This is a genomic window from Chryseobacterium sp. CH21, assembly GCF_004119445.1.
In the GTDB taxonomy this organism is placed as follows: domain Bacteria; phylum Bacteroidota; class Bacteroidia; order Flavobacteriales; family Weeksellaceae; genus Chryseobacterium.
In genome coordinates this window covers 148,968-155,615 of sequence record NZ_QICI01000082.1, presented here as the reverse complement: position 1 = coordinate 155,615, position 6,648 = coordinate 148,968, and the positions used below count along the sequence as shown (strand labels likewise).

Below are 6,648 nucleotides of genomic sequence, written 5' to 3'. Positions count from 1 at the left end.
CTTAAAAGTGCTTCGGGAATAAATTCTAAAACATCTTTAAGTGATATTTTGTGATCTTTAAAAACTGACATAAACAATTGATTATCAGCAATAAAGATACAAAAAATGAAATAATAAAACAAATTAAATGGCTGATAATCAATTAATTAAAATAATAATATTGAATATCTAAAAACAAAAAGTCGGAAGAAAAAATCTTCCGACCATGACTAGATTATTGCCCCTTTTATTTTTTATATTATTTTTTGCTATAATCCTTCATACGTCTGGTCTACCATAAAAGATATTGCTTTCTTAATTTTTTCACGTCCTTCCGGCGTATTCACATCAATACCGCAAAAAACACTCCCATTCAGAGAAGCAAACATATTCAGGTAATACAGCCCGGAAACCATGATTGCCATAATAGAACGGTAAACTTCCATCTTTTCCTTGAAACGGGATTCCATTAATAATTTAAAAATATATTCTCCGTTTTCTTCCTGATTATCAATCAGTTTTTTTAATGACTTTCTGGGTTCAGAAATTGTCCATAAAAGAAGTTTCTGGGCTTCTTTATTGGTGTATACATAATCAAACTGTGAGAGCAGCATATGTCGGATAAATTCTTGTCCTCCATCTTCAAGATTGGGTTTCATCTTTTCTACTTCCTCACTGGTAACTTTTACCCAGAAATCTTGTGTACGAACATATTCGTCCATCAGCCCGTCCATTCCGCCAAAATAGGTGTAGATCATTTTCTTATCTACTCCGGCCGTTGCAGCGATATCATTAATTTTCAATCCTCCATATCCTTTCGTTTTCAGGATTTTTCCAACCGCATCCAAAAACTTTTTCTTACTGCGTTCCTTGTTTCTAATACTTCCTGATGCTGACTTTCTTTCCATGACTAAACATTCAAATTACAAGTTTAAGAAATTTTTTTATCATTTTAGACACCAAACAGTGTCTAATATTAACTATTTGTATATATTTGCACAAACTAAAACCATCTACATATAAAAACACTATCGAGATTGAAAAATTAAAAACTATTCAGATTGTATCGTTAGTTCCCTCAGTTTAAAATATTTCGACATAAAACGACTGAGGTAAAAACACAACCAAACAGTATCATTTTCCATAGTGATGCTGTTTTTTATTTTCTAAAAATAACACCGATCATCAATGCAATACTTTTTATCGATATTTTTTATTGCTCAAATATTTTATCTTTCACAATCTGTCTTTTCACTCTTACAGAAAACCTACTTTAAATTGTTTAATTGTTCAAAATACACCATAAGTCCAATAAAAAGAGGTACAATATTTTTAACCACAAAAAATAAACTGCTTGATAATCAAAATATTAAATATATTTAATGAAAATTTAACACTTTTACACACTTCATAGTGTCTTATTTTATATATTTGTAGAAACTAAAACCATCTATATATTTAAAAACACTTTTAGGTTGAAAAAATAAACAATTTAGGTTGTATTATTTTAGTTCCCTCACTTTAAGAAAATTTCGAATGCGAAACAACTAAGGTAGAAACACAACTCACAAACTAGCCATTAGATTTCTAATGGTTTTGTTTTTTTAAATATCCAATATTTTACCAATACCAACTTATACACTATAGGTTTTCATACGTGTGATGCAACAGAAAAGAAATAGCCTTCTTTATTTTATCTCTTCCTCTGGTACTGTTAACGTCTATTCCACAAAATATACTTCCGTTCATAGCGGCATACATATTCAGATAATACAACCCCGAAACCATGATCGCCATAATAGAACGTACTTCTTCAGCATTCTCTTTAAAATGTGAATCCATCAGCAATTTAAAAATATATTCTCCGTTTTCCTCTTGAGTATCAGTTAATTTTTTAATGCCTTACGGGGCTCTGATAACCGCCATAGAAGTAATTTCTGAGCTTCCTTATGGGTGTAAACATAATCAAACTGAGTCAGCAGCATTTCTTCCATAAAAGATTTACCTCCATCATCTAATTTGGGCTTTATTTTTTCTACTTCTTCAATGGTTACCTTACTCCAATAATCTTGTGACCGGATATATTCATCTATCAAACCATCAAATCCACCAAAATACGAATAGATCATTTTTTTATCTACCCCGGCAGCAGCGGCAATACTACTCACCTTCAAAGCAGTATATCCTTTTGTTCTCAATATTTTTCCAACTGCATCTAAAAACTTTTTTTTACTGCGCTCTTTGTTCCGGATACTTCCTGCCGCCGATTTTCTTTCCATGGTAAACTTTCAATCGTACAAGTTTAAGAATTTTTTTCCAGTTTAGACACTTTTTAGTGTCTAAATGTATATATTTGCAGAAACTAATAACCATTTTATATAAACAGACAATCTAAGTTGTGAGATTAAGAGAGATCAGATTGTACCGTTAGTTCCCTCAGTTTAAATACTTTTGCATCTTATTAACTGAGGAAAAACATTACTCAAACAGCATCGTTACCAAACTAATGGTGCTGTTTTTATAAAGGAAATAAATTATTCAGCTTAATTTATCATAGAAGACGTCATATTTCAATTTTTATAAAATTAAATCTAATTATTTTTAATTTTATTTTTGTTTAAAATACCCTGTATCAAAGGGTTTTATTGATCCCATAAAAACTTTAACATTATTTTTTTGATTTTTTTTACCTTTTAGACACTTTGAAGTGTCTTATTTTGTATATTTGCTCCAAACTAATAACCATTTTACATAGAAGCACTATTGATTTAAGAAAATAAAAACTTTTCGAAAACAAGCAACTAAGGTAAAAACACTAAATGCAACAGTATCGTTAACAGTTTAATGATACTGTTTTTTAAAAATTACAGAAGACTGTATATACCGATGATTCGGTTTTAAAATAGTTGATATGAAAAGAGACTGTCTCACGACAGTCTCTTATATTTTAAAGATGATAGTAAACCTAATCAGCCTTTCGCTTTTTCGTCTGTAAAAAACTGAAACCCTTCTCTTCTTTCAATAAGCTGCATTGGATATACTACCGGATTATACTCACCGTTCAATACTTCATTCAGAGCATGTTTTTTTGATTCTCCAAATGCTACAACAAGAATATTTTCAGCTTTATTAATTAATGGTGCTGTTAATGTGATTCTGAACATTTCCTGAGGCTTAAGGTAGTAAGCAGATACCCATTTTTTCTTTTCATTTAACACTTCTTCACCCGGGAATAAAGAAGCTGTATGACCATCATCTCCCATTCCTAAAAGGATAAAATCAAATACACCCTCATCACCAAGAACATTTCTGATATTTTGTTCATAAGTTTTTGCATAGTCTTCCGGAAGAATTCCATCAGTATACATAGGGAAAATTTGGTTTTTATCTACAGGAACCTGGCTTAGAAGCGTTTCATCCGTCATTCGGAAGTTGCTTTTATCATCATTTAAAGGTACCCAGCGTTCGTCTACCCAAAAGAAATAGACTTTATTCCATTCTATTTGTTGTGCATATTTTGGGGTTGCCAATAATTTGAAAATAGCTTTGGGCGAAGATCCTCCACTCAAAGCAACCACAAAACGGTCATTTTTCTGAATAGATTTTTTTGAAAGGTCAACAAATGCATCTGCAGCCTTTGCGTACAGTTTTTCCAGGTCGTCAAATACTGTAATATTCATTTTTTTCTGTTTAAATTTTTATTATTTTATACCCAGCTGTGCCCTTGTCTTTCAACCAAAGCATTAACGTCTTCCGGACCCCAGCTTCCTGCTTTATAATTCGGGAAAGATAAATCTTTATTATTTTCCCAGGCTTCCTGAATGGTGGTAACAACATCCCATGCTTCTTCCACCTGATCGGAGCGCATAAATAAGGTAAGATCTCCTAAAAGAGCATCCTGTAATAGCGTTTCATATGCTTCAGGAGTATCATCCTGACAAGCAAAATTGTCAAAAATCATTTCTGCAGGTTTCAGATCCAATGTCAGTCCCGGTTTTTTCGTCATAAACTGCAGTCTGATATCCATCATCGGCTGAATATTAATAATCAGCCTGTTAGCGGACAAAAGATGCGGACTGTCTGAGAATGTAGAATGAGGAAGCGGCTTAAACTGGATGGTAATATAAGAGTGCTTTTCTTTCATTTTCTTTCCGGTACGAACATAGAAAGGAACATCCTGCCATCTTTCGTTATCCAGATAAAACTTTATCGCAGCAAATGTTTCTGTATTGGAATCCGAAGCAATTCCGTCTTCCTGGCGATAACCTTTCACTTCCATTCCATTAATGGTACCTTTTCCATATTGACCTCTTACGGCGTAATGATCTACCTGATCCGAAGAAATTCTGCGGATGCATTTCAAAACATCTACTTTACGGTCTCGGATCTCACCAGACTGCAATGAAGCAGGCGGTTCCATAGCCACCATACAAAGGATTTGTAACAAGTGATTCTGAATCATATCCCTCAAAGCTCCCGTTTGTTCATAGAAAGCACCTCTGGTTTCCACTCCTACTTCTTCCGCTACGGTAATCTGTACAGATTCTATATATTTATGCTTCCATAGAGGTTCAAAAATAGAATTTCCGAATCTGAATGCCAATATATTCTGTACGGTTTCTTTTCCAAGATAGTGGTCAATACGATAAATCTGCTCTTCTTCAAATGTTTTTGCCAGAAGACTGTTCAGCTCGATTGCCGACTGCTTATTATGACCAAAAGGCTTTTCAATAATAATACGGTCTTTTTTCGGATCTGAAGCTAAAGATGTCGTTTTAATGTGATTGGAAATTGTAGCAATAAAATTAGGTCCTATTGACAAATAAAATAACCTGTTAGCTCTTATTCCATAAACGGAATCAAAATCCTGAAGCTTCTGCTGTAGATTCTGATAAGAACTCTCTTCATCCAATTGATGCTGAAAGTAAGTGATATGAGCCTGAAAACCAGCCCAGTCTTCAGAAGTCACTTTTTTCCTGGAGAAACTCTCAAGGTTTTCTTTGATATAATTTCTAAAATTTTCGTTGGTATTTTCTGCCCTTCCCAGTGCTACAATATTGAAGCCTTTGGGCATTCTGCCGTCGATATATAAGTTGTAAAATGCCGGAAAAAGTTTTCTTTTTGCCAGATCTCCTGTAGCACCAAAAATAACAATAGATGTTGGCTGCAAGATTCTATTTTGATTCATTTTTTCCGAATTTTAGTTGTTTGCTGTTTGCCAAGAAGTATGAAAAACACCTTCTCTGTCAATACGTTGATAGGTATGAGCTCCGAAATAATCACGCTGAGCCTGGATCAGATTTACAGGAAGGGATTCTGTAGTATATGCATCAAAATATCCTAAAGCAGTCTGAATTCCTAAGCTTGAGATTCCGTTGGTAGCGGCATATCCGGCAGTTTTTCTTAGCGCTTTGATTTTTGATTTTACCAGTTCAGAAATATTCTGGTCAAGGAGAATATTAGAAAGATTAGGGTTTTGAGTATATGCAGAATAGAATTTCTCCAGCAATACAGAACGGATGATACATCCTCCTCTCCATATTTTTACCACATCTTTCAATGGAATTTCAAATCCATATTCTTCAGATGCTTTTACCAGTAAAGATAAACCTTGTGCATAGCTGATTAATGTTGAAAGGAAAAGAGCATCACCCACTTCCTGAATAAACAATTCTGTGTTTTCCGGTTTAGTGATTTCTGTTTCAGAATATATTTTAGAAGCCTGCACTCTCTCTTCTTTATAGGCTGATAAAATTCTTGAGGTTACCGCAATATCAATGGTAGGAATAGAAACTCCTATTTCCATAGCCTGCTCGGAAGTCCATTTTCCGGTTCCTTTCGCTCCTGCTTTATCTAAAATCTGATCCACAAGATAATTTTCCGTGAATGTATCTTTTTGGGTAAAAATATCTCTCGTAATCTCAATCAGGAAAGAATTCATTTCACCATTATTCCAATCTCTGAAAACCTGGTAAAGCTGATCGTTATTTAAACCAGCCCCTCTTTTAAGAAGGTCATACGCTTCACTGATAAGCTGCATAATGGCATATTCAATACCGTTGTGTACCATTTTCACGTAGTTTCCGGCAGATCCTTTGCCCATATAGGCTGTACATGCTTCGTTATCTACTTTTGCGGCAATAGCTTCCAACATAGGCTTCAGAAGCTTGAAAGCTTCAAGATCTCCTCCGGGCATTATACTCGGACCTCTTCTTGCTCCTTTCTCGCCGCCTGACACTCCCATTCCCATAAAATGAAGTTTTTGGGATGCCAGATCAGCAACACGTCTGTTGGTATCTTCAAAATAAGAGTTTCCTGCATCAATCACGATATCTCCTTCATTCAAAAGCGGGGTGATGTTTCCCAGTACTGCATCTACGGGTTTTCCGGCAGGAACCATCAAAATAATTTTCCTTGGGGTTTCTAATGCTGCTACAAAATCTTCCAAAGAGCCTGTACCTTTTACTTTCATTTCCGGAGCAGCTCCATTCTCTAATTCTTTAACTTTCTCCTGATCAAGGTCGAATCCTGCGATTGAAAACCCATTGTCAGCGATATTATAAAGCAGATTCCGCCCCATTACTCCAAGGCCAACCATTCCATAACTATATCTTTCCATTCTATTGGTATTAATATAAATTTTTATTATACAGAGAATAAAATTACGCA

6 protein-coding genes are annotated in these 6,648 nt (G+C 34.5%); all 6 read right to left on the bottom strand.

The features are described 5' to 3' along the window. Positions 1 to 248 precede the first annotated feature (248 nt). The 6 genes from BOQ62_RS17585 to gndA all read right to left on the bottom strand — a co-directional run bounded on the left by BOQ62_RS17585 (position 249) and on the right by gndA (position 6,598). Positions 249 to 887 carry a TetR/AcrR family transcriptional regulator gene (locus BOQ62_RS17585; protein WP_129041536.1) on the bottom strand — a complete coding sequence of 213 codons (639 nt, stop codon included), beginning with the start codon at positions 885 to 887 and terminating at the stop codon, positions 249 to 251. Positions 888 to 1,620: 733 nt separating this feature from the next. Next, positions 1,621 to 1,821, bottom strand: coding sequence for a hypothetical protein (locus BOQ62_RS23525; protein ID WP_228414278.1), 201 nt, complete (start codon positions 1,819 to 1,821; stop codon positions 1,621 to 1,623). A 44-nt stretch (positions 1,822 to 1,865) separates the two neighbouring features. Then, on the bottom strand, positions 1,866 to 2,258 hold the full coding sequence (locus tag BOQ62_RS23520) for a TetR/AcrR family transcriptional regulator (protein ID WP_228414276.1): 393 nt from the start codon (positions 2,256 to 2,258) through the stop codon (positions 1,866 to 1,868). Positions 2,259 to 2,948: 690 nt separating this feature from the next. Beyond that, complete coding sequence (gene pgl, locus BOQ62_RS17575) at positions 2,949 to 3,659, bottom strand: 6-phosphogluconolactonase (protein WP_129041534.1); 711 nt, start codon at positions 3,657 to 3,659, stop codon at positions 2,949 to 2,951. Between the two features lie 26 nt (positions 3,660 to 3,685). Next, a complete protein-coding gene (zwf, locus tag BOQ62_RS17570; protein WP_129041532.1) occupies positions 3,686 to 5,167 on the bottom strand; it encodes a glucose-6-phosphate dehydrogenase in 1,482 nt (493 codons plus the stop codon). 12 nt (positions 5,168 to 5,179) lie between these two features. Beyond that, positions 5,180 to 6,598 (bottom strand): NADP-dependent phosphogluconate dehydrogenase, encoded by a 1,419-nt coding sequence (gene gndA / locus BOQ62_RS17565; protein ID WP_129041530.1) that lies wholly within the window; start codon positions 6,596 to 6,598, stop codon positions 5,180 to 5,182. Between the last annotated feature and the right edge of the window lie 50 nt (positions 6,599 to 6,648).